Here is a 22,439-nt window from a genome sequence, read left to right as displayed (position 1 = left end):
GTGGCGGCGAGTCCGCTCCGGCGCACCCCACTTCACTGCTTGAAAGGATTCACGATGGTTCATGCTGCTGACCCTGTCGACGAGAGCGTTTCCGGTGCGCCCGAAAATCGCGAGCTCGTCATGGCCGATGCGGTCACGCTCAGTGGTCTGATACGCAGGCGTGAAGTGTCATGTGTCGAGGTGATGGACAGCTTCCTCGACCAGATCGAAGCACATAACCCGGCGGTGAACGCGATAGTTGCCTTGCGGGATCGGGAAGCGTTGACGGCGGAGGCGCGCGAGCGTGATTCGCAGTTGGCGAGTGGGCAGTATCTCGGTTGGATGCACGGGTTTCCGCATGCAGTGAAGGATCTTTCGGCAGCCAAGGGTCTGCCGTTCACCTCCGGGTCGCCGATGTTCGCGGACCGAATCGCCGAAGAGGACGACCTGTTCGTCAAGCGGATCAAGTCTGCCGGTGCCATTGTGATCGGCAAGACGAACACCCCGGAGTTCGGGCTCGGATCCCAGACGTACAACCCGGTGTGGGGTACTACGGTGTCTCCGTACGACAATTCGCGCACTGCCGGCGGTAGCAGCGGAGGCGCCGCAGCGTCGCTGGCGCTTCGCATGCTGCCGGTCGCTGACGGAAGCGATTACATGGGTTCGCTCCGAAACCCGTCGGCGTTCAACAACGTCGTGGGGTTTCGACCATCGTGGGGTCGGATACCGGAGACGGGATGGATCGCGCAGGGCGCGGTTGTAGGCCCGATGGGCCGAACCGTCACCGATGTGGCTCACCTGCTCTCCACGATGGCAGGGCCGGATGCTTATGCACCGCTGGGGATTCGTGAGGATCCCGCTGTGTTCACCGAAAGCCTCGCACGTGATCTGAAAGGCTCTCGGATCGCATGGGTCGGTGACTGGAACGGTTACCTGGCAACCGAACCTGGAGTTCTCGAGTTGTGTGAATCCTCGTTCGAGGTCTTCGAACAGTTGGGATGCCGCGTCGAGGCGGCGCTTCCCGACTTCAAACCCGAGGACATCTGGCAACTGTTCTTGCGATGGCGTTGGTGGGCGCAGCTCGGCTTGATCGATCAGTACAACGACCCGAGCTTGCGTGAGTTGATGAAGCCCGAACTGTTGTGGGAACTCGAGCATGCCGTCACACTCTCGGCGCTCGACGTGACCAAGGCTGCCGAGGCCCGCAACGGCTGGCTGTCGGCCGTTACCAAGATGTTCGAAACGTACGACTACATTCTCGCGCCGAGTGCTCAGGTGTTTCCTTTCGACAAGAACACTCACTGGCCCGAGACCGTCGACGGGCGGTCGATGGACACGTATCACCGGTGGATGGAGACGGTTGTTCCCTGGACGATGGCCGGAGTTCCGGTTGCGGGGATGCCGGTCGGCTTCGACGATCGTTCGCTCCCCATGGGTATCCAGATCATCGGTCGGCACGGCGCCGACGTGGACGTACTCCAACTCGCCTACGCATTCGAGCAGGCAACCCAGTGGGTCGAGCGGGTTCTTCCGCCCGCACTCCGCGTGAACTGACTCATCTATTTCGAACGTATCCAGTTGGGAGAGAACGACGATGGCTTCGGCATTGTGGCACGGGTTCGCGGACATGGGCGCTGTGGAGAAGAACGGCGCTTTTGTCGTCTCTCGCGGTGAGGGCGCGTACATCTGGGACCGCGAGGGCACTCGGTATCTGGATGCGACGGCGGGCCTGTGGTTCACCAATGTCGGGCACGGGCGCACGGAGATCGCGGACGCGGTGGCGGCTCAGTTGTCGAAGATCGCTCATTTCTCCAACTTCGGTGATTTTGTTCCCGAGACCACGCAGGTGTTGGCGGAGCGGTTGGCGACGATCGCGCCGGTTGCCGGGAGCAAGATCTTCTTCACTTCGGGTGGTTCGGATTCGGTGGACACTGCGGCGAAGCTCGCTCGTCGGTATTGGCATGAGGTGGGGCAGCCGGAGAAGGCGATCATTGTCGGTCGTCAGAAGGCGTATCACGGAATGCATGTTGCGGGAACGGCTCTGGCGGGTATTCCGGTGAACCGTGAGGGTTACGGCGAGCTGATGGCGGATGCGGCGACGGTCGGTTGGGATGATGCGAAAAGTCTGCTCGAGTTGATCGAGCGGGTCGGTGCGAACAAGATCGCGGCGTTCTTCGCGGAGCCGATCATCGGTGCGGGTGGGGTGTATCTTCCGCCGGAGGGGTATCTGGCGGAGGTGCGTGACATCTGCCGTGAGCACGACATTCTGTTTGTCGTCGACGAGGTGGTGACCGGTTTCGGTCGTATCGGCGGTGAGTGGTTCGCGTCCACTCGTTTCGATTTGCAGCCTGACATGATGACCACGGCAAAGGGTTTGACGTCGGGTTATGTTCCGATGGGTGCGGTGTTCATCGCGCCGCGGGTGGCGGAGCCGTTTTATGCGGGTTCGTGGTGGCGTCATGGTTACACGTACGGCGGGCATGCCGGTGCTGCTGCGGCGGCGATGGCGAACCTCGACATTGTCGAGCGTGAGAATTTGCTCGGGGAGTCGAAGCGTTTGGAGGCGTCGTTGCATACGCATCTGCAGCCGTTGGCCGAGCATCCGCGGGTGGCGGAGGTTCGTAGTGGGCTCGGTGCGGTCGCTGCGGTGCAGTTGGCTGATCCGGCTGAGGCGTTGCCGTTCGTGAAGACGTTGCGTGAGCACGGTATTTCGGGGCGTGCTGCGGGTCAGGGTGCGATGCAGATTTCGCCGACGTTCGTGATGACCGATGATCAGGTCGCGGAGATGGCAGCAGGGATCCTCGCAGCCCTCGGTTAGGTACCTCGTTTTCCGTTGACAGACATCGTGTTACGGAATCATTAAGCCGACGAAAATGTTGGGGCCCGTCCTATCGTGGTCCCAATTTTCGTCGAAACTGTCTCCAGCACTGACGATGACCCCTGCCCGCATCATCTGTCACCATTGTTGCCAATCTCGGTGAGCGGGTTCTGGCAGATTGTCATCACGTCCAAATCTTGGTGCTGTATTAGCGTTTCACTCCAGACACGGTGTTTGTGAGCTGGGGCACAAAGCATTTCGAACACCTTCCTCCTTCGCGAAAGGTCTCGTCATGCCGATCTGGACGTTGCACGGAGATGGGAAGAACATCGGGCCCGGTGAAGTGGTTGCTCCCGGCGAGCGACTCAGTTGGGCGAGAACCATCGGGTTGGGTGGTCAACATGTCGTGTCGATGTTCGGCGCGACGTTCGTGTTCCCGATCATCATGGGCCTCAATCCTCAACTTGCCGTGATGATGTCGGGATTTTGTACGCTCTTCTTCCTCCTGGTGGTCAAGGGGCACGTCCCCAGTTACCTCGGTACGTCCGCGGCCTTTGTCGGCGGTGTCGCCGCTATTCGTGCCCAGGGCGGAACGACGGCGGAAGTGACCGGTGCGATTCTGGTGTCGGGGTTGGTTCTGGGATTCGTCGGTATCGCCATCCACTTTCTCGGCGGTGGCGTCATCGGTAAAGCGCTACCGCCGGTGGTCACCGGCGCAGTGGTGATGTTGATCGGTTTCAACCTGGCGCCGGTTGTCGCGGGGCTGTACTGGCCGCAGGACCAGTGGGTGGCACTGATCGTGATGGTGGCACTGATCGTGATGAGCGTTGCGCTACGCGGTTTCCTGGGACGTATCGCCATTCTGGTCGCGCTGGTTTTCGGTTACATCTTCTCATGGGTCCTGGACCGGGTCTCCGGTCCGATCACGTCCGCCAGTGGTAGTGGCGCACCCACCGAGCACTTTCGTGTCAACTGGGATTCGGTGCACTCGGCGTCCTGGTTCGGCCTGCCGCCGTTCTCGGACGAAGCCAACGGAATCGTCGGCATCCACGCTCCCTCGTTCAGCCTCACGTTCATCGTCCTGGTCCTTCCCGGTGTCATCGCACTGGTCGCGGAAAACGCCGGCCACGTCAAGGCAGTCGCAGAGATCACGGGCGACGATCTCGACCCGTACATCGGACGCGCAATTGCCGGTGACGGTTTTGCCACCGCCATCGCCAGCGCAGTAGGCGGCTCCCCCACGACGACACACGCCGAGAACATCGGTGTCATGGCAGCGACCCGGGTGTACTCGACCGCCGCGTACGTGATTGCCGGTTTCATCGCGATCCTGCTCGGCTTCTCGCCCAAGTTCGGAGCAGTCATGGCAGCGACGCCCGGCGGCGTTCTCGGCGGAATTCTTGTGGTTCTGTTCGGCATGATCGGTCTGCTCGGCGCCAAGATCTGGAAAGAGAACGGTGTCGACTTCGGGAATCCGCTGAATCTGATGCCGATCGCCGCCGGCCTGATCATCGGTATCGGCGATACGGCTCTGAAGTTCAGTGACACCTTCTCGCTCGGAGGCATCGCGCTCGGCACCATCGTCGTGATCGTGATGTACCACTTCTGCCAGCTCGTAGGGTCCTGGAACCCCGAACTGAACCGGCCCACGTCCGGCCGACGGCCGAGCACGACCCCGGGGGCGAATGCGTCAGATGACGAACAGGAAGAGCCCGTGGCGCAGCTCACGTGATGCCAAGTTGAATGTATGCCAGGTATGGCCCGTGACCGTTGTCACATCTGCACAAAACGTGAAGTGACTCATAGAGGCAGGATTGAGTAATGAAACCGTCGCCGCTGACTTATCACCGACCGTCCTCGGTCGAGGACGCGTGCCGAATCCTCTCCGAGGTCTCTCACGAGGGGAAGGTGCTCGCCGGCGGGCAGTCGCTTGTGCCGCTGCTGTCCATGCGCCTCGCCGCCCCCGCCCACATCGTCGACATCGGATCGATCCCGAACCTCGCTTCGGTGACCTCGTCCGAAGACACAGGAGTGCGGTTCCAGGCCTTGGCCACGCACTCGGTGCTGGCGGCTGACGAAGGTGCTCGTCGAGTTCAGCCGCTACTGAACCGTGCTCTGCAGTTGGTAGCGCACCCCGCGATCCGTAACCGCGGGACGAGCGTCGGCTCCATCGTCCACGCCGACCCGTCGGCGGAGATGCCGGCAGTCCTGACACTGCTCGGGGGCAGCGTGACCGTCCAGTCGGTGCGTGGCACCCGCGAGATCGCGTCGACGGATCTCTTCGCCGGTCCTCTCGAGTCGAGCCTGGAATCGGACGAGATCGCGGTGTCGGTGTCGGTGCCGGCCGCCGAGCCCGGCGTGGGAACCGCCATCGACGAGATCGCGCGTCGTCACGGTGACTACGCACTGGTCGGCGTCGTCGCCCGGATTCGCGTGGTCGACGGACTGGTGGCCGAAGCACACATGACGTACGTGTCCGCCGGAGAGTTGGGTCAGGTCGTGGACTACACGGACGTGCTGGCGGGGGCGTCGGCGACGGATCAGCGAGACCCGCGATGGCGCACTCTCGGAGAATGCGCCCGCGCGCAGATAGATACCGAGGCAGACATTCACGGGACGGCGGCGTACCGCTCGCAGTTGGTGTCCGCGCTCACGGCGCGGGTCGGCTTCGCGGCAGCAACGGACGCTCTCAGTGAGAACGCAGTACTGGCAGGAAAGTGGTGACTATGTCCAAAAACGATCGCTCCATCGATGATCAACTTGCCGAGTTGGCAGCAGATACCGGTGAACACCATGTGGCCGTGACGTTCACGCTCAACGAGGTGACGAGCACCGTCGTTCTTCCCTCCCGCACTCTGGCTTCGGATGCCATTCGTCACCACCTCCGTAAGACGGGAACGCACGTCGGTTGTGAACACGGCGTGTGTGGTGCGTGCACCGTGCTGCTCGACGGAAAGCCGGTGCGATCGTGCCTCGTCCTCGCCGCCAGCCTCGAAGGTCGATCGATCACGACCGTCGAAGGCCTCGTCGAGCCGGACGGTACTTTGCATCCGGTTCAGCAGGCGTTCAAGGATTGTCACGGCTTGCAGTGCGGATTCTGCACACCGGGATTCGTGACGACCATCGCGGCGTTTCTCGAGGAGAACCCCAATCCCACGCGTGAGGAAGCAACGGACGCGATAGCCGGAAACCTCTGCCGTTGTACGGGATACCAGAACATCAGGGCGTCGGTTCTGCGCGCAGCCGAGATCAAGCGTGAACGAGCCGGACAGTTCCCACTCGGAATCGACGACGCGTCCACTCGGGAGGCGTTGGATCGCAAGGTGCGGGGAACGACGAATCCCGTCGGAGGACGGGCGGGTAAAGCATGAGTACTCCGGTCAAACCAGCAAAGCGCAACGGGGCGAAGCACCCCGCTACCGATCATTCGACGGCCGATCATTCGGTTGCCGACGACGGCAAGTTCTTCGGCAAACCGATTCCGCGTGAAGAAGATACGCGTCTGCTCAGCGGTCAGGGGCGGTATCTCGACGATCTGGGCCACAACGCACTGATCGCGGCATTCGTCAGGTCGCCGCATGCACATGCGCGAATCATCGACATCGACATCGATCAGGCGCTGGAAGTGCCTGGCGTACATGCCATCTACACCTACGAAGATCTCCTGGCCGACACTCCGGAAATGGCAGAAAATCTGCCACTGCTCATTCCGCATCCGGGAATCATCGCTCCGCGCAACGGGTATCCCCTCGCCAAGGACGAGGTGAAGCACGTCGGAGAAGCTATCGCCATGGTGGTTGCCGACAACCGGTACATCGCCGAGGATGCGTGCGCGAAGATCGACGTCACCTACGAGGCGTTGAAGCCGGTAGTGGGGATCGACGTCGCTCGCACCGCCGCCAACGCCGTCCACGCCGACGTTCCGGACAACGTCGCCGCTCACCTGCAGCACGGGTTCGGAGATCTCGATGCCGAACTGGCCGCCGCGCCGCACCGACTGACGTTGGATCTCGAAATCGAGCGGTCGGCTTCCATGCCGATGGAGGGTAAGGGTGTCTACGCACGCTGGGACGGCGACGAGAACACCCTCACGTTCTGGACCTCCACCCAGACATCCACCTCCGCCCGCGCCGCCATTGCCGCGCGACTGGGTATGGCACTGAACAAGGTTCACTGCATCGCTCCCGACGTCGGCGGTGGATTCGGTGTCAAGATCGTTCACCCGTGGCCCGAAGAAGTGATGATCACGTGGGCCGCTCGACGCCTCGGCCAGGCCGGCATCTCCTGTGAGGTGAAGTGGGTCGAGGATCGCCGAGAGCACTTCATCTCCAGTGCGCACGAGCGTGGGCAGATCCAGAAGGTCGACATCGGATTCGACGACGAGGGTCGCCTGTTGGCGTTCGACTTCACGTTCTGGCACGACAATGGTGCCTACCTGCCGTACGGGATCATCGTCATGATCAACACCGCGACGCAGGTTCTCGGGCCGTACAAGCCGAAGTCGTTCAGGGTCAACGCCTATTCGCTGTACACCAACACGGTCATCGTGACCCCGTACCGCGGTGCCGGACGTCCGCAGGCCGTGTTCGCGATGGAGCGATCCATGGACGCCATCGCCAAGTACTTGAACAAGGACAAGATCGCGGTGCGGGAGGCGAACTTCATTCGCCCCGAGGACATGCCGTACGACTTCGGCCTGATGTTCCAGGACGGACGCCCGTTGATCTACGACACGGGCGACTACCAGGCAGGCATCGACAAGCTCAAGAAGCTCATCGACTGGGACGGATTTCCCGAGTACCAGAGGAAAGCTCGCGCCGAAGGGCGGTCGGTCGGCATCGGTATCGGTGCGTACGTCGAGGGAACCGGACCCGGACCCTACGAAGGCGCGCACGTAGTGGTCGAGACATCCGGAAAGGTCAAGGCCGCAACAGGCTTGACGACGCAGGGCCAAGGCCACCAGACCGCGTTCGCCCAGATCGTTGCGGACGACCTCGGAGTCAAGGTCTCCGACGTCGAGATCGTCACCGGTGACACCCGCCGGTTCGGTTATGCCGTCGGCACTTTCGCCTCGCGTGGTGCAGTCATGTCTGGTTCGGCCTTCCACGTCGCGGCGCAGATGGTCGCGGAGAAGGCGAAGAAGATCGCGTCCGGAATCCTGGATCTGCCGGAAACCGACCTGGAACTCCGGGAAGGCCACGTGTGCAAGATCGGCACCGAGGCCGGCGTGGAGGGTACATCCGTGCCGCTGAGTGTTGTTGCCGTGCTGTCGAACCCGCTACGATATGCATTCGACCGTGAGTCGAAGCTGGCTACCGGTTTCGCCAAGACCGACACGGACATGTCGAAGCCGCCGATTCCCGAGGGTGAGCAGCCCGGCCTGGAAGCCACCGGCTACTACTCGCCGCCCAGTTCCACCTTCGCTTCGGGAGTGCACGCGGCGATCGTCGAAACCGATCCCGTGACGGCCGAGATCACTGTCCGTCGTTACGTCGTCATCCACGACTGCGGAAACGTGATCAACCCCCGCATCGTCGAAGGCCAGGTCATGGGCGCCGTCGCGCAGGGTATCGGCGGCGCACTCTACGAGCGGATCGTCTACGACGAGCACGGCCAGATGCTCAACGCGTCGTACATGGACTTCCTGATGCCGTTCGTCACCGAGATGCCGGATTCGCTCGAGATGGATCACACCGTCACGCCGTCGGGACTCAACCCACTCGGAATGAAGGGCGCCGGTGAAGCCGGTGTGATCCCGACCAGCGCCGTCATCGCGGCCGCCATCGAGGACGCCGAAGGAATCTCGATCACGTCCATGCCCATTTCACCGTCCGAACTGTTCGAACTTCGACTCGCACATGCGGGTTCGTCATCAGAGGAGAATGCATGAGAATCGCCGGCACCGCGCAGCTGACGGCACCTCGCGAAGAGGTCTACGACAAGCTCCAGGACGGTCGTGTACTGGCCGCGACCATTCCCGGTGTGCAGTCGCTCGAGCAGCTCACGGACAATCACTACAAGCTCTCCATCATGGCGGGAGTCGCGTCGATCAAGGGCGTGTACGACGGCGAGGTTGTTCTGTCGCAACAGAATCGGCCGAATTCGTTTGTCATGACGGCTTCGGGGGCTGGTGCTCCCGGCACGGTGAAGGCGGACGTCACGGTCACGTTGACGGAGAACGAGGGTGGCACGCTGCTTTCGTACGACGCCGACGCCGTGGTCGGCGGGATGGTCGGCGGCGTCGGGCAGCGCATGATCACCGGTGTTGCCAAGAAAATGGCGGGGGTGTTCTTCAAGAGCATCGACGGCGTCATTGCCAACGGAATCCCCGAAAAGGTCACTGCCGCCGTGGCGGCGGCCGTACCGGCAGTTGCGGTCGAGGGGGCGCCGGTAGTTTCCGGCGCCGTCACGGCGCCAGCGGTTCTTCCGGCCGGTGTGCCGGCAGCGGGCGGCACCGATGCTCGCACGGTGATGGTCAGCGCCGTCGTCGGTGCGGCGATTGCTTTGTCAGGTGTTGCTATAGGCGGATTCCTGGCCCGTTCTGGGTGTCGCGAGTAGTTCACCGGAGTGTCAGCAGCTGTTTCACGATGAGGGAAACGCCCCGAACCGACCAGGTTCGGGGCGTTTTTCACGTCCGCGTAACCCACATGGGCGCCGGCGAAGATCCGCTCGTGATCGTGCGCCGAACCTTGGTCCCCCGATTCGGCGAATTGTGACAAAGAATCCGCTCTTCCGAACCTGTGGAATAGCACTACACGTCAGGTACGAGCCACTTACCGGCTAGGCCACAACCGTCGATCGGTACCAGACGAGACGAGCCAAAGATCCCAGGAGGAAGCGTGGAACCCAGGAAGATTCGGGTCGGTATCGATACCGGCGGAACGTTCACCGACATCGTGGCAGTGGACGACGAAACCGGCGCCATCGTCACCACCAAGACCCCGTCCACCCCGGCGGACCCCGCCGAGGGCTTTCTCGCCGGTATCGAGAAGGTACTCGCCAAGCTCGGTGAGAGTGGCGACTCGATCGGCGCGGTCAGCCATGGCACGACGGTTGCGACCAACAAGCTGCTCGAAGGCAAGGTCGAGAATCTCGGCTTCATCACCACCGAGGGCTACGAGCACGTTCTCGAAATCGCTCGTCAGTCGGTGCCGGACGGTTACGGCAACTCGTACTTCTGGGTCAAGCCCGAACGCATCGTCCCCGCCGATCGCGTACGCACCGTCGGTGGACGCCTTTCCTTCGACGGCAGCGAGATTCGTCCGCTCGACGAAGAGAGCGTCCGCAGCGCAGCGCAGTTCTTCAAGGACCGTGGCATCCGGACCATCGGCGTCTGCCTGATGCACTCGTACGCCGATCCGACGCACGAGGAGCGCGTACGCGACATCCTCTTCGAAGTCTTCCCCGATGCGACGGTGAGCATCTCGAGCCAGGTGCTGCGTGAGTACCGCGAGTACGAGCGGTCCATCACCACTCTCGTGGACGCTGCGGTCAAGCCGAACATCCGCAACTACGTGAACAACATCGCGAATCGCCTGCGTGAGTTCTCGACCACCGACGGCGAACCCCGCGACATTCCGTTCTATGTCATGAAGTCCAACGGCGGTGTTCTCTCGGCCAAAGAGGTTGTTCACCAGCCTATTACGACAGTACTTTCGGGACCGGCTGCCGGTGCTCTCGGTGCCGCGCTGATCGCCGATGCGGCCGGCGTCGAGCAGGTATTGACCTGTGACGGCGGTGGAACATCGACGGACGTCACCGTCGTGGTTCGGGGCGAGCCCGCGCTGACCACCGAAGGACGAGTGGGCAACTACCCGTCGAAGATCCCGATGATCGACGTCGTGACCGTCGGCGCCGGCGGTGGCTCGATCGCGTGGATGACGCCGGAACACACCCTCCGAGTCGGCCCTCAGTCGGCAGGCGCCGATCCCGGCCCGTTGTGCTACGGCAAGGGCGGCAGCGAACCGACCATCACCGACGCGCACGTCCTGCTCGGACGCATCCCACCCCACCTGCTCGGTGGCGAGATCCCTCTCGACACAGAACTGGCACGCAAGGGTCTCGAAGAGCTTGCAACACAGCTCAGTCTGGGCTTCGAGGAGTGTGCGGTCGGCGTCCTCGAGGTCTCGGCATGGAACCAGGCCAACGCCCTGCGTCAGATCACGGTCAAGCGTGGCCTCGACGTTCGTGACTTCACCCTCGTGACGTTCGGCGGCTCCGGCTCCCTGCTCGCCTGCCGTCTCGTCGACATCCTGGGACTGAAAGACGTTCTTGTCCCTCTCAATCCGGGTAACGTCTCCGCGTTCGGTCTGCTGACGGTCGATGTCCGCAACGACTACGTCCAGACGCATGTGAGTCGTCACGACCGGTTGAAGTCAGAAGACCTGCAGAGCCAGTTCGACGCGCTGGCCGGCGAAGCCGAGATCGCGCTCGCCGAAGAAGGATTCGACGAGACGCAGCGCAAGTACTCCCGTACTGCGGATCTACGTTACCTCGGTCAGGCCTTCGAGGTTCGCGTCCCGGTGGCGGAAGGTACCGTCACGGCGCAGATCATGGACGACGCGGCCGAGGCGTTCCACCAGGCGCACCGCGAACTGTACGGCTACGACTTCCGGGGAGACCCGTCGCAGCACGTCGAGTGGGTCAACCTGCGCGTGAGTGGCATCGGCCCGATCAAGCGTCCGACGCTCAAGGAGATCCCCGCCGGCACCGGCGCCGACTCGGCTCGAACCGGTTCGCGTCAATCGTATTTCGACAGCTGGGTCGAAACGGCTACCTACGACCGCACGCTGCTCGGTGCGGGTGACGTCATCGAAGGACCGGCCGTGATCGAGGAGTTCAGCTCGACTGTCCCGATCCATCCCGGATTCTCGGCACGTATCGACACCTTCGGGAACATTCGTATCTCGAAGTCTTCCGACTCGAACGGAGTGAAGTGATGACCGCCATTCTCGATGCTGCTGCTGCCACCGCGGCCAAGCCGTACCGACTCACCGCTACCGACGGCGCGTCACCTGATCCGATTCTGGTCGAGATCGTCGCCGGTTACCTCGCCAGCGTGGAAATGGAGGTCGAGACCTCCATTTCGCGCACCTCGCGCTCACCGATGATCCGTGACGCTCACGACTTCCGCGCGGGTATTCACGACCGGAACCTCCGCAAGCTCACGGGCCGTTCGTATTCCGCGCTGGTCCATCCGATCGCCCGGGACTTCCCGCTCGAGACGATGAAGCCGGGAGACGTGTACTTCCACAACGACGTCTACCTGTCCGAAGGTGGCATCGGCCATCTCCCCGACCTGTGCGTCACGGTGCCTGTCTTCGCCCGCGTCACTCCCGATGCCGAGCCGAAAGTTGTTGCGTTCGTTCAGGTATTCGGTCACCACGACGACATCGGCGGTTGCTGCCCCGGCTCCATGCCGTCCGGTGCCACCACGGTGTACGAAGAGGGACTGATGGTTCCGCCGATCAAACTGTGGGACCAGGGAGTTCCCAACGAGGCCGCGCTGCGCATCATGACGCGTAACTCCCGCATGCCGGATGCACTCGCCGCTGACCTCGACGCCGAGTGCTCGGCGTGCCTGATGGGTGCGCGTCGACTCACCGAACTCTTCGAGCGATACGGAGTCGACACCGTCGAGTCGTGCTTCGACGCGATGATGGACGCGACCACCGAGACGTACCGCCGCGAAATCCTCAGCAAGATCCCGGTCGGTGAGTACACGTGGGAGGACTACGCCGAGCACGACGGCGTCGACGAGCCGATGCTCCACATCCAGCGCATCACGCTCACGAAGACGCGGCCGGAGGACGAGGGCGGCGAGCGACTCATCCTGGACTTCAACGGAACCGGACCGCAGGCGAAGGGTCCGATCAACCACTGCGGTGACTACGCGGACGGAAACTTCCTCATCAAGTGGTTGGCTCCGATTCTGCGTAACCTCGCGGACACCCCGGAGCGTATGGCCGAACTGGATGTCAACGAGGGCGTCGTACCGCTGATCGAGATGAAGTTCCCCGAGAAGGGAACATTGATCACCCCGATCTTCCCTGCCCCCACCAACGCTCGCACGTTTGTCATCCTCCGCCTGCTCGGTGTGCTGGCCGGCGTCGTCGCCAAGGCTGTGGACGGCAACATGCCCGCCGATCAGGAGACCATCAGGTACACCGGTGTGTACGGCGAGGACTTCGAGGGTCACTCGTACCTCATGCGTGAGGTGCTCGGCGGCGGTTCCGGCGGACGCTACTACGCCGACGGTGAGGACACGATTCACGTCGTTCCCGACTCACGGAACCTGCCGACCGAATTCACCGAGAGCCGTTTCCCTTTCATCGTCGAGAAGCTGGGTCTGGCCATGGATTCCGGCGGAGCCGGACGCTACCGCGGCGGCCTGGGATACGAGAAGCACATCCGCATGCTCAAGGATGCGCACTTCATGTCCATCGCGGACCGTTCGATCCTCGCCTGCTGGGGAGTCAAGGGCGGCAAGGCCGGTCGGCCGTTCTCCGTCGTCCTGGATCCGGGTGGACCGAACGAGCGTGAGTTCGACGCACTGACCGATGCCGAGCCGATCAAGGCCGGCGAGGTCGTACGGATTCGTACCACCGGTGGCGGCGGTTGGGGAGATCCACTGGAGCGCCCGATCGAAGAGGTGTTGCGAGACATTCAGTGGCGCAAGGTTTCCGTCGAAGGTGCACGCGACGACTACGGTGTAGTCGTGATCGACGGTGACGAGCCGTCCGTCGACGAGGCTGCTACCACGGAGCTGCGGGATCAGTTGCGCTCGGAGCGCGGCGAGAACGAACCCTTCTTCGATCGGGGTCCGGGCTACGCGCAGCTTTCCGGTGGCGCCACCTCAGCGGTCTACGACTACGTCTAGGACGGAAAACTCTCATGGAGAACGGAATTGCTCGCGGCGCCGACATCGCGGTGATCGGCGCCGCGGGTAAGACCGGTGAGGCCGTCGTCGCTGCACTGCCGCCGAGCGTGACAGTGCGGCGACTGGTGCGAAAGGCACGAGTCGAGGGCGACTACGAGGTAGAACTCGAAACGGGTAGTGGGTTGCGCAAGGCACTTGCGGGGTGCAGAGGGGTGTACTTCATCGCCCCGAACGTCCATCCCGACGAGCCCGCACTGCTTCGCAATGCGCTGACGGCAGCGGCGTCGGCGGGAGTGGAACATTTTGTCTATCATTCGGTGGCGTGGCCGTTCAGCCCGTCCATGCCGCATCACCTGGACAAAGCCAGGTGTGAGGACGAACTGCATCGTTCGCCCTTGAAATGGACTGTGCTGCAGCCGTGTGCGTACGCGCAGAATTTCGAAGCGGTACTCACGGGTCGATCCGACACCATCGTCCTGCCGTACAGCGCGGACACGAAGTTCTCGTTCGTGAGTTTGTCAGATGTGGCGGCCGTGGCCGCGGTTGTTCTGAGCGAGGGCCCGGGCGAGCATCACGGAGCGACGTACGAAGTGGGCGGCCCGGAATCGCTCAGTGTCATGGAGGTGGCACAGATGGTGGAAAAGCAGACGTCACGTACCGTCGCGATAGATCAGATCAGCGTGGATCGGTGGCGCGAGCAGATCGGCAGTGGTCTGGATGTCAACGCCAGTTCACGATTGGCTGCGATGTTCGAGTTCTACAACCACCACGACTTCCTTGCGGGCAGTGCTGCCGTCGAACTGCTTTTGGGTCGCCGACCGATGGGCGTCGAGAGCCTGATTCGGTGACGCTTGCTACGCGATGCCTCCTGCCGCCCAGACCACCAGCGGTGGCAGGGCGGCGAGGATCAGGCAGACCGTTCCGTTGAGCCACTTGTGCTCCACCGTGACGGCGGCGAACTCGCGCAAGGTCGCGCTCGGCAGGTAGTACCGAGCGGTGTGGGAACCGATGACTTCCGCATCCAGATCGAGGCTCCGGGCAAACGTCGCGGTTCGCAGTATGTGGAAGTTGCTGGTGACCAGAACCATTCGAGGCTTCGTGGTGTTGGCACGGAGAAGGTCCCTGGTGTACTCGAGGTTCTCGAGCGTGGTGGTCGAGCGGTCCTCGAGCATCACGTTCTCACGCGGTATCCCGTGATCGACGAGGTAGACGCACATTGCCTCGGCCTCGCTGACCACCTCGTCCGATCCCTTCCCGCCGCTGACGACCAACAACGGCGAACGTCCCTCGGCCACCTCGGCGCGAAAGACGTCCGCTGCCTTGTCCAGACGGCTGGCCAGCAGGGGCGTCACGTCGGCACCCGAAAGTCCGGCGCCGTGCACCACTATCGCGTCCATCCCGGGCTGGTACTTCTGGCGTCCGTAGACGTAGGAGTAGAGCAGAAAGCTCGTGAACAGAAACCCCAGGTACGACGCGACCAGACTGAACGATCCGAGAACGACTGCGAGCCAGTACCTCTGCGTCAGCAACGCAGATGCGAGCAGCACATAGGGAACGAGCAGTCCGAGACCCGCGACGAGCGAGAGCAGATTCGCGACGCTGAATCCCTCGCGTCGCAGCATCGTGACCCCGTTGACGATCAGGAATCCCGCGAGCAGGAGCACCAGCAACGGTGAGAGCAGAGCGATCGTCGCGATGACAAACGACGGAACCTCGGTTCCCGGCGCACCCGACTGCAGCATCCACAGACCGGTGAAGATCAGTCCGAGAAGTAGATAGACGCCGTTGCTCAGCCTCCGCCGATCCTGCCTGAACCGGTAGCCGCAGAATCCGAGCAGCGCGAGGCCGATGAGGAGAAGGATCACGGAGCCAGCCTAAGCGAGGCGCCCACTACACGGGCGCCACCACCTTCGACTGCTGGATCGCGGACAGAACCCTGGTACGACACTCGATGAACAGTGGGTCCGCCTTGGTGGTCAGTTGGTCCCGAGCACCGATCAACGGAACGTCGACGATGTCCTGCATCAACGCCGGCGTTCCGCCGAGGACGACCACTCGATCGGACAGGTACACCGATTCGTCGACGTCGTGGGTGACGAGGAGGACGGTGATGCCAAGATCACGTTGAAGCGTCAGCAGCAGGTTCTCGAGTTCCGCGCGGGTCTGGGCGTCGACCGATGCAAAGGGTTCGTCCATGAGTAGTACCTGCGGCCGATAGGCGAGGGCGCGAGCGATCGCTACCCGCTGCTGCATTCCGCCGGACAATTGCCAGGGGTAGGAACGCGCAGCTCCTTCCAGACCGACGACGGCGAGCGCCTCGGTTACCCTCTCGTTCTGAACCTTGCGTGCCAGGCCGTTGCCCCGCAGCGGCAGGCGAACGTTCTCGCCCACTCGAAGCCAGGGCATCAGTGTGCGTCCGTAATCCTGTGACACGAGCGCAAGAGTGGCGGGCGGAGCGTCGATCGCGATATCGGCGATGCGGACCTCACCCGTGGTCGGCTTCTGCAAACCGGCGATGCACCGAATCAGGGTGCTTTTGCCGATACCGGAATGTCCGACGATGCAGACGATTTCTCCGGGTGCAACCGAGAGATCGATCCCGCGAAGCACTTCGCGGCCGGTAGGTCCGCCGTACGTCACCCCGAGGCCGTTCAGTTCGACTGCGGGGGTGGATGCCGCAGATTCTGTGGATGACATCAGTTTCCTTTCACTGCGAGTGCGCCGTGGGTCCGAGGCTGCCATCTGAGCAACCAACGTTCGATCACGCCATAGCCGACGTTGAGCACGTACCCGATGATTCCGAGCAGGAGGATTCCGGACCACATGTCTGCGATGGCAAACGTCTGTTGCGCGACGATCACGAAGTGGCCGATTCCTGCAGTGGAGACGTACATTTCGCTGCCGACCATGATGACGACGCCGATCGCGAGACTGGTACGGATGCCGACCGTTATCTGAGGCATCGCTCCGGGGAGGAGTACCTGCGTGACCAGCAGGGGCGTTCGGATGCGATAGCTGCGCGCCACCAAGCGGATACTCGGGTCGATGGAGCGAATGCCGTCGAGGGTGTTGAGGAGTATCGGCCAGACCGCGCCGAAAGCGATGGCGGCGACGTTGCCCGAGGAACCAGTACCGAAGACGATGAACAGGGCCGGCAGTACAGCGAGTGCGGGTATGGCGCGGAAGAACTGGAGGAACGGATCAGCGATGTCGGCAGCCAGTGGGAACAGAGCAAGAAGCAGACCGACCCCGATGCCGAGCACCAGCGCCACGGTGAGGCCGAAGGCAAGATTGGTCAGGCTGGGTACGACATCTCGAGTAAAGCCTGCACCGAACCAGTTGTCCACAAATGCTTTCCAGATTCGTGACAACGGCGGAAAGTACGGCGACTTACTCGACGCGGATCCGAAGTACCACACGACGACGATCAAGATCGGCAGCCACAACTCCCACGCGAGGAGTCGAATCCCGGACATCATCTTCACGTCGTCATCCTCCTCGGGATGTAATGCCAAGCAAGTAAACGATTCTCGATTGCCATCACAGCGAACGCGAGCAGCATGCCGAGCACTCCGGCGACGACGATGAGTGCAAACATTCGGTCCGGGACGGATTGGCTCAGCAGGATTTCCTTGCCGAGTCCGGGAACGCCGGCGATCAGTTCGGCGCCGATGGTCAGCAGCAAACTCAGTGTTGCCGAGATACGAATTCCCGTGAAGATGTAGGGCATCGACGCGGGCGCGACGACGAGAGCGAGTCTGCGCCACAGTGGAAGTCGGAAGGATCGTGCGGTGGCCAGTAGTTCCGGATCGACGTTGCGTACTCCGTGGATGGTCTGGAGCAGAATCGGCCACACGCTCACCGCCACGATCAGCGCAACCGCCATACGTTGCGTCGGGCCCATGATCAACAGAAAGAGGGGAATGATCGCGAGCGGCGGAACGGTCCTGCAGAAGTCGATGACGAAGCGCGAAGAGACTGTCAGGAACGGGTGCGCGGCGAGCAGCAGTCCTGCCGGGATTCCGATCACCAGACACAGCGCCAAGCCGATGGCGGTTGTGGTCAACGTCTGTCCCAATGACGTCCACAGCGAAGAGGTACCGAGTTCGTCGACGAACGCCACTGCCACGTCACTGAACTTCGGAACACCCTTGACATTCTCGTCGCCCAGCATTCCGAAGACCTGCCAGGCGGCTGCCAGCGCGAAGAGCGTCAGCAGCCGTCCGAGCAGTACCTGCCTGCGGCGTGTTTTCGGGGTTGTCAAGGCGGACAACTCAGTTGGCCGGGGTCAGCAAGGATTCGGTATCGACCGACTCCGTCAGAACCCCGTACTTGACCAACAGTTCGATCTCCGTGCCGAGAGTGCCAGGTTCCACTACTGCGACGAACTGAGGATTCTTGCTGTTGGCCAGCATTTCGAGCGGAATCTTGGCTTGTGTCGAGAGTGCAGCCTTGACCGCGCCCGGATTCTGATTGGCGTAGTCGACCGATTTGGCAAGCGCCGTACGGAATTTAGCGAGAGAGTCGGGGTTCGCGTCGACAAACGATTCCGAAGCGACCAGCGAGGTTCCTGGCACGCCGGGTGCGGCCAGGGGGAAGGGGTGGCCGAGGATCTTCAGCCCGGAGTCGGTTGCCTTGCTCAGGAACGGATCGATGAGGAATGCTGCATCGGCTCCGCCAGTGGAAACAAGGTCACCGAGGTTGGGCATGGGCGCTTGGATGAACGAGACCTTGTCGGCTGCTCCGCCGGATTTCTCCACCGCGGCAGAGATGACCGCCTCGCTGACAGACTTCAAACCGCTGATCGCAACGGTTTTGCCTTCGAGGTCACGGAATCCACTGACGGAACTGTCCTTGGCGACAACGAGACCGGATTGGTCGACATCGTCATTCGCGGCAAAATTCGTGAGCCCTCCGACGATGGTGACGGGCATGTTCTGGCTGCGTGCCTGAATTGCGGCAGCGGCAGTCGTGGCTGCCATATCTGCATTTCCGCTGAGCAGCAACGGAATCTGAGCCGAGGAACTGGCTCCGCCCTCGACGAGCTGAATGTCGAGTCCCTCAGCGGTGAAGAATCCCTGCTCCATACCCAGCCAGATCGGTGCGAAGTCCGCGATCGGTTGAGGTGCGATACGAATCGTGGTGGTCTGGGTGCCCCCGTCGTCGGAGGCCGTGGCGTCGCTCGAACAGCCGGTCAGTGCCAAGGCAGCCGTCGCGACCGCTGCCAGGGCAACAACTCTGAACCGTGGTGTCGACCGAAGGGTATGTCCAACCGTCATGTCCGAAAGCCTCTCGCTGGGAAAGATAGGACTTCCTTGCCGGTAATCCGGTGGGAAGGTGAAGACGCTCAAAGAATTCCGTACGCCGGAACGATTGTTGTGACTATAGTAATTTCCTAGGCGAATGCCAAGGGTTTTCCAAGAACACGAGATTTCGGATCGCCGGGTACTCACACGGCACCGGGAGGGGATCGGATGACGAAGGGTTCTGCGTCCGCCGTCGACAAAGCGCTGGATCTACTCGAGGCCATCGCGCGCTCGACCACGCCGATGAAGCTCAGTGAGCTGGCAGAAGAAGTCGGGATGCTCCGGCCGACTGCGCACCGAGTACTCGGAGAACTCGCGAACCGTGGTTGGGTCTTCCGCTACGACGGTCGCTATCTCCCCGGCCCGGCTGCACTGCAGGTTTCTCACGAAGCGGCAGCGCATTCGTTGGCGGCCTTGTGCGATCCGACCATGCGAGTACTGTCCGAGAGCACGGACATGATGGTGAATCTGCAGGTTCTCGAGAGTGGCGGGACTCGGATCATCGCGGCGCTGCGTCCCGAGCGACTCAAGATGATCACTCGGATGCTCGGGGATCTACTTCCGCCGCACCGGTTCGCGGGACCGCTCGCGTTGGTGGCGGCACTCGAGGACAATACCCGGGCGCCTTACCTGGCAATGGTGGAAAAGAGTGGCTATCCACTCGAAGGCCCCACCGGGTTCCTCGCCGACATCGCCGAGACGCAGAAAACCGGATTCGCGGTCGTCCACAAACGATCTCAGGACATCATCGGTTCGGTCTCGCGGGCAGTGTCCTCTCGCAAGGGCTCTCCCCTCTGCGCGTTGACGGTGATCGGTTTCGACACCGACTTCGACGCGAAAACGACAGGGATGGTCGAAGAACACCTGCTGCGGGCGACCGATGAAGTGCAGCAACTCCTTACTGACCACACTTCGGGCAAGCGCCCGTCCGACGCAGGAGAAGAAGGATGATTCCACGGACCGAGGGCTTCATCACCGTCGCAGACGGCGAACGGGTCTGGTACGAGACTGCCGGCGAGGGCCCGGATCTGATTCTCACGCACGGTCTCGGCGGCAATGCCGCGGTCTGGTACCAACAGGTACCGTACTTCGCTCAGCATTATCGGGTAATCAGCTGGGATCAGCGAGGATTCGGCCGGTCTACCAACGAGAACGGCAACCACGGCCCGGTAGCCGCTGTCTCGGATCTGATCGAAATCATGGACCTGCTGGACGTCGATCGAGCGCATGTGGTCGGCCAGTCGATGGGCGGTTGGGCCGCGTTGGGAACCGCGATCGCTGTTCCGGACAGAGTGGAGTCGGTAGTCCTGGCCTGCACGACCGGCGGCATTCCCGTCGGCTTCGGTCCGGACAGTGCACCGCCCCTCACCGCGGCGCCCGTCACCGCGCGGCCCCTGGGGGAACATCCCGCTGTGGGTGGACGGTTGCCGAGCTTGGACATGGCGAGGGCATACCTGTACCAAGCCCTCGGCACCTTCGGTCGTCGGCCACCGGACACCGAGTTCTTCCGAATTCTCAAGGCCCACAACTACTCGCCGGAAGAGCTTGCCGCGGTGGCGGCACCGGTTCTGTTGATCGCGGGCGAGCTGGACGATCTGATGACACCCGATCGGATTCGCAGCGCCGCCGAATTCCTGCCTCACGCAGAAGTCGTCGAACTTGCCGACCGCGGCCACTCCCCCTACTTCGAGGACCCACACGCGTGGAACGAGTTGGTGGCGCACTTCCTGGCCGATGTGCGCGCCCGTCCAGTGCTCTGAAGCGCCTACTCGTCACGCATATTCCACTTCCGAGGAGATCTAATGGATTCATCTCAGACCGTCGAGTTCATCCCACCCGCTTTCGATACACCGTTCTCCACCGGAGTTCGCGTCGGAGACGTCCTGTATCTGTCGGGTCAGATCGGCATGCTTCCCGACGGAACCTTGGCCGACGGCTTCGAAGCGCAAGCCCGCCAGACCATGGAGAACATCGTGGCTTCGCTGATCGCCTACGGTTCCGGTGTCGAAGCGATCTTCAAATGCACTGTCATGCTTGACGACATGTCTCGCTGGCAGGAGTTCAACAAGGTCTATCTCGAGTACTTCCCGGCGTCGAGACTGCCGGCCCGCAGTGCGTTCGGAACAGACGGACTGGCGCTGGGTGCGCACATGGAAGTCGAATGCATGGCGTACACCCCGAGGGTCTGACTGCTCGCGGGCACTAGTCGTCCCAGTCCACACGTTCAGCCAGGCGCAGCAATGTGCGTCGGCGCGTAGGGCTGGTTTCGCCGATGTGCGCGATCCGGCCGTAGATATGGGCGCGGAAGTGCTCGATTCCCGCTCGATTCTGTTCCTGTGCAGAAGTACTGGCTGCATTGTGCAGCAGAGCGCGCAGGCGATCGTAGTCGTCACGCGGATACGACGGTTGATCGTTGATCACCAGCCCGGTGAGGTGTTGGCGTCGATGAGGGCGCATCACCTTGGTCTTTCGCGGATGTACGGCAAACCCTTCGTCCTGGGCGATCTGCTTGATCGTCCAGAGGAGGGTGCTGACGTCGGCTATTTCGATTCCGGAGAAGGCGAGGTCGTCGGCGTATCGGGTGTAGGTGAGCCAGTTCGCCTGTGCGAGTGCGCTCGAGCGGATGTCGAATGTGCGCGCGACGAGATTCGCCAGTGCCGGCGAAGTGGGCGCGCCTTGTGGCAGATGCGCGGTGCGTAGCTGTGAGGCCTGTGCGTACGGTAGGCCGCGCAGAGTATCGGCAGGTGTTGCAACAGTGCACAATCCGGTGAGCACTCCTGCCACGGCGGGTGGGTAACCGAGAGCGGCGAAGACCGCGTGAACACGGTTTCCGGTGATCGACGGGAAGAATTGCATGAGATCCACGCCGATCACGATTTCCGACTGTGCATGCGGCGCTGCAAAAGTCAGTGGACTTCGTCCGCGAACAAACCCATGAGCTGCGTCGTGCGCGGGCACCTGGTCGAGGATGCGGCGCAGAATTTTGCGCTGGATTTCCCGCAACCGGGGTTTGGGTATCTCGAGGAGGCGAGCCCCGGCCTTCTTGCTGATCTGCATCGGCCGGTAGTGGCGCAGTTGCAATGGTTTCGTGCGCAGCCACTCCCCACGGTCGGAGAACCACTCGAGTTCGGAGATCGTCAGATCCAGTGAACGCGCTAGGTCCGCACTGGTGTTGTAGCGCGGGACGTCGAACCGCCACACCGAGGATTCGTTGGTGTCCATCGAGACCGGGACGGGTCGAAGCCGCGGCAGTTCGCGTAGCAATCGGTACAGAGTCTGAGGTTCGAACGGTGGGGCGGGCATGAGATCGAGCACCCGGACGGCCAGCGATGTCGCCGACACACCGTGGACTGTTCCGAACGCCTCCTCGAGTCCACCGAGTGTCCATGGAGCGTCAGCGGCCGCAACTGCCAGACGCCGCGCCAACTCGGGATCGAGCTCGAAGTCACGCATGGAT

At 62.4% G+C, this 22,439-nt stretch carries 19 protein-coding genes; 13 read left to right on the top strand and 6 right to left on the bottom strand.

What is annotated here, in order from left to right; translation table 11 throughout:
* Nucleotides 1-54: 54 nt before the first annotated feature.
* The 10 genes from I7X09_RS16705 (at nucleotide 55) to I7X09_RS16660 (ending at nucleotide 14,524) form a co-directional block, all read left to right on the top strand.
* On the top strand, nucleotides 55-1,533 hold the full coding sequence (locus I7X09_RS16705) for an amidase (RefSeq protein ID WP_200313053.1): 1,479 nt from the start codon (nucleotides 55-57) through the stop codon (nucleotides 1,531-1,533).
* A gap of 40 nt (nucleotides 1,534-1,573) precedes the next feature.
* Nucleotides 1,574-2,797 carry an aminotransferase family protein gene (locus I7X09_RS16700; RefSeq protein WP_200313052.1) on the top strand — a complete coding sequence of 408 codons (1,224 nt, stop codon included), beginning with the start codon at nucleotides 1,574-1,576 and terminating at the stop codon, nucleotides 2,795-2,797.
* A 292-nt stretch (nucleotides 2,798-3,089) separates the two neighbouring features.
* A complete protein-coding gene (locus I7X09_RS16695) occupies nucleotides 3,090-4,529 on the top strand; it encodes a uracil-xanthine permease family protein (protein ID WP_200313051.1) in 1,440 nt (479 codons plus the stop codon).
* An 89-nt stretch (nucleotides 4,530-4,618) separates the two neighbouring features.
* Nucleotides 4,619-5,521, top strand: coding sequence for an FAD binding domain-containing protein (locus tag I7X09_RS16690; protein WP_200313050.1), 903 nt, complete (start codon nucleotides 4,619-4,621; stop codon nucleotides 5,519-5,521).
* 2 nt (nucleotides 5,522-5,523) lie between these two features.
* Nucleotides 5,524-6,168: a (2Fe-2S)-binding protein gene (locus I7X09_RS16685; RefSeq protein ID WP_029256750.1), complete on the top strand. Its 645-nt coding sequence runs from the start codon at nucleotides 5,524-5,526 to the stop codon at nucleotides 6,166-6,168.
* Nucleotides 6,165-8,687, top strand: a complete 2,523-nt coding sequence (gene cutA, locus I7X09_RS16680) for an aerobic carbon-monoxide dehydrogenase large subunit (RefSeq protein WP_200313049.1) — start codon at nucleotides 6,165-6,167, stop codon at nucleotides 8,685-8,687. The genes I7X09_RS16685 and cutA overlap by 4 nt, the downstream gene beginning before the upstream one ends.
* On the top strand, nucleotides 8,684-9,355 hold the full coding sequence (locus tag I7X09_RS16675) for an SRPBCC family protein (RefSeq protein WP_166810048.1): 672 nt from the start codon (nucleotides 8,684-8,686) through the stop codon (nucleotides 9,353-9,355). Before cutA ends, I7X09_RS16675 begins: the two co-directional genes overlap by 4 nt.
* Before the next feature lie 281 nt (nucleotides 9,356-9,636).
* Nucleotides 9,637-11,736 (top strand): hydantoinase/oxoprolinase family protein, encoded by a 2,100-nt coding sequence (locus I7X09_RS16670; protein ID WP_200313048.1) that lies wholly within the window; start codon nucleotides 9,637-9,639, stop codon nucleotides 11,734-11,736.
* A complete protein-coding gene (locus tag I7X09_RS16665; RefSeq protein ID WP_200313047.1) occupies nucleotides 11,736-13,676 on the top strand; it encodes a hydantoinase B/oxoprolinase family protein in 1,941 nt (646 codons plus the stop codon). The genes I7X09_RS16670 and I7X09_RS16665 overlap by 1 nt, the downstream gene beginning before the upstream one ends.
* A gap of 14 nt (nucleotides 13,677-13,690) precedes the next feature.
* Nucleotides 13,691-14,524, top strand: a complete 834-nt coding sequence (locus tag I7X09_RS16660; protein ID WP_166810045.1) for an NmrA family NAD(P)-binding protein — start codon at nucleotides 13,691-13,693, stop codon at nucleotides 14,522-14,524.
* Nucleotides 14,525-14,530: 6 nt separating this feature from the next.
* On the opposite strand, the gene I7X09_RS16655 is transcribed toward I7X09_RS16660, so the two are convergent.
* Genes I7X09_RS16655 through I7X09_RS16635 form a run of 5 tightly spaced genes read right to left on the bottom strand, consistent with a single transcriptional unit; the run spans nucleotide 14,531 to nucleotide 18,955 of the window.
* Complete coding sequence (locus I7X09_RS16655) at nucleotides 14,531-15,541, bottom strand: YdcF family protein (RefSeq protein WP_095971648.1); 1,011 nt, start codon at nucleotides 15,539-15,541, stop codon at nucleotides 14,531-14,533.
* Between the two features lie 25 nt (nucleotides 15,542-15,566).
* Nucleotides 15,567-16,373, bottom strand: coding sequence for an ABC transporter ATP-binding protein (locus tag I7X09_RS16650; protein ID WP_200313046.1), 807 nt, complete (start codon nucleotides 16,371-16,373; stop codon nucleotides 15,567-15,569).
* Nucleotides 16,373-17,155, bottom strand: coding sequence for an ABC transporter permease (locus I7X09_RS16645; protein ID WP_234036960.1), 783 nt, complete (start codon nucleotides 17,153-17,155; stop codon nucleotides 16,373-16,375). Before I7X09_RS16645 ends, I7X09_RS16650 begins: the two co-directional genes overlap by 1 nt.
* Before the next feature lie 2 nt (nucleotides 17,156-17,157).
* Nucleotides 17,158-17,940, bottom strand: coding sequence for an ABC transporter permease (locus I7X09_RS16640; protein ID WP_200313044.1), 783 nt, complete (start codon nucleotides 17,938-17,940; stop codon nucleotides 17,158-17,160).
* Between the two features lie 10 nt (nucleotides 17,941-17,950).
* Nucleotides 17,951-18,955: an ABC transporter substrate-binding protein gene (locus I7X09_RS16635; protein ID WP_200313043.1), complete on the bottom strand. Its 1,005-nt coding sequence runs from the start codon at nucleotides 18,953-18,955 to the stop codon at nucleotides 17,951-17,953.
* Nucleotides 18,956-19,150: 195 nt separating this feature from the next.
* Here I7X09_RS16635 and I7X09_RS16630 point away from each other — a divergent pair, with 195 nt between their 5' ends.
* Genes I7X09_RS16630 through I7X09_RS16620 form a run of 3 tightly spaced genes read left to right on the top strand, consistent with a single transcriptional unit; the run spans nucleotide 19,151 to nucleotide 21,171 of the window.
* Nucleotides 19,151-19,933 carry an IclR family transcriptional regulator gene (locus I7X09_RS16630; protein ID WP_200313042.1) on the top strand — a complete coding sequence of 261 codons (783 nt, stop codon included), beginning with the start codon at nucleotides 19,151-19,153 and terminating at the stop codon, nucleotides 19,931-19,933.
* Nucleotides 19,930-20,742 carry an alpha/beta fold hydrolase gene (locus I7X09_RS16625; RefSeq protein ID WP_200313041.1) on the top strand — a complete coding sequence of 271 codons (813 nt, stop codon included), beginning with the start codon at nucleotides 19,930-19,932 and terminating at the stop codon, nucleotides 20,740-20,742. Before I7X09_RS16630 ends, I7X09_RS16625 begins: the two co-directional genes overlap by 4 nt.
* Before the next feature lie 42 nt (nucleotides 20,743-20,784).
* A complete protein-coding gene (locus I7X09_RS16620) occupies nucleotides 20,785-21,171 on the top strand; it encodes a RidA family protein (protein WP_003946047.1) in 387 nt (128 codons plus the stop codon).
* Nucleotides 21,172-21,184: 13 nt separating this feature from the next.
* On the opposite strand, the gene I7X09_RS16615 is transcribed toward I7X09_RS16620, so the two are convergent.
* Nucleotides 21,185-22,435, bottom strand: coding sequence for a reverse transcriptase family protein (locus tag I7X09_RS16615; protein ID WP_200313040.1), 1,251 nt, complete (start codon nucleotides 22,433-22,435; stop codon nucleotides 21,185-21,187).
* Between the last annotated feature and the right edge of the window lie 4 nt (nucleotides 22,436-22,439).

The sequence above is a fragment of the Rhodococcus sp. P-2 genome (genome assembly GCF_016598535.1).
GTDB lineage: Bacteria > Actinomycetota > Actinomycetes > Mycobacteriales > Mycobacteriaceae > Rhodococcus_F > Rhodococcus_F baikonurensis.
This window is presented reverse-complemented; position numbering and strand designations above follow the sequence as displayed.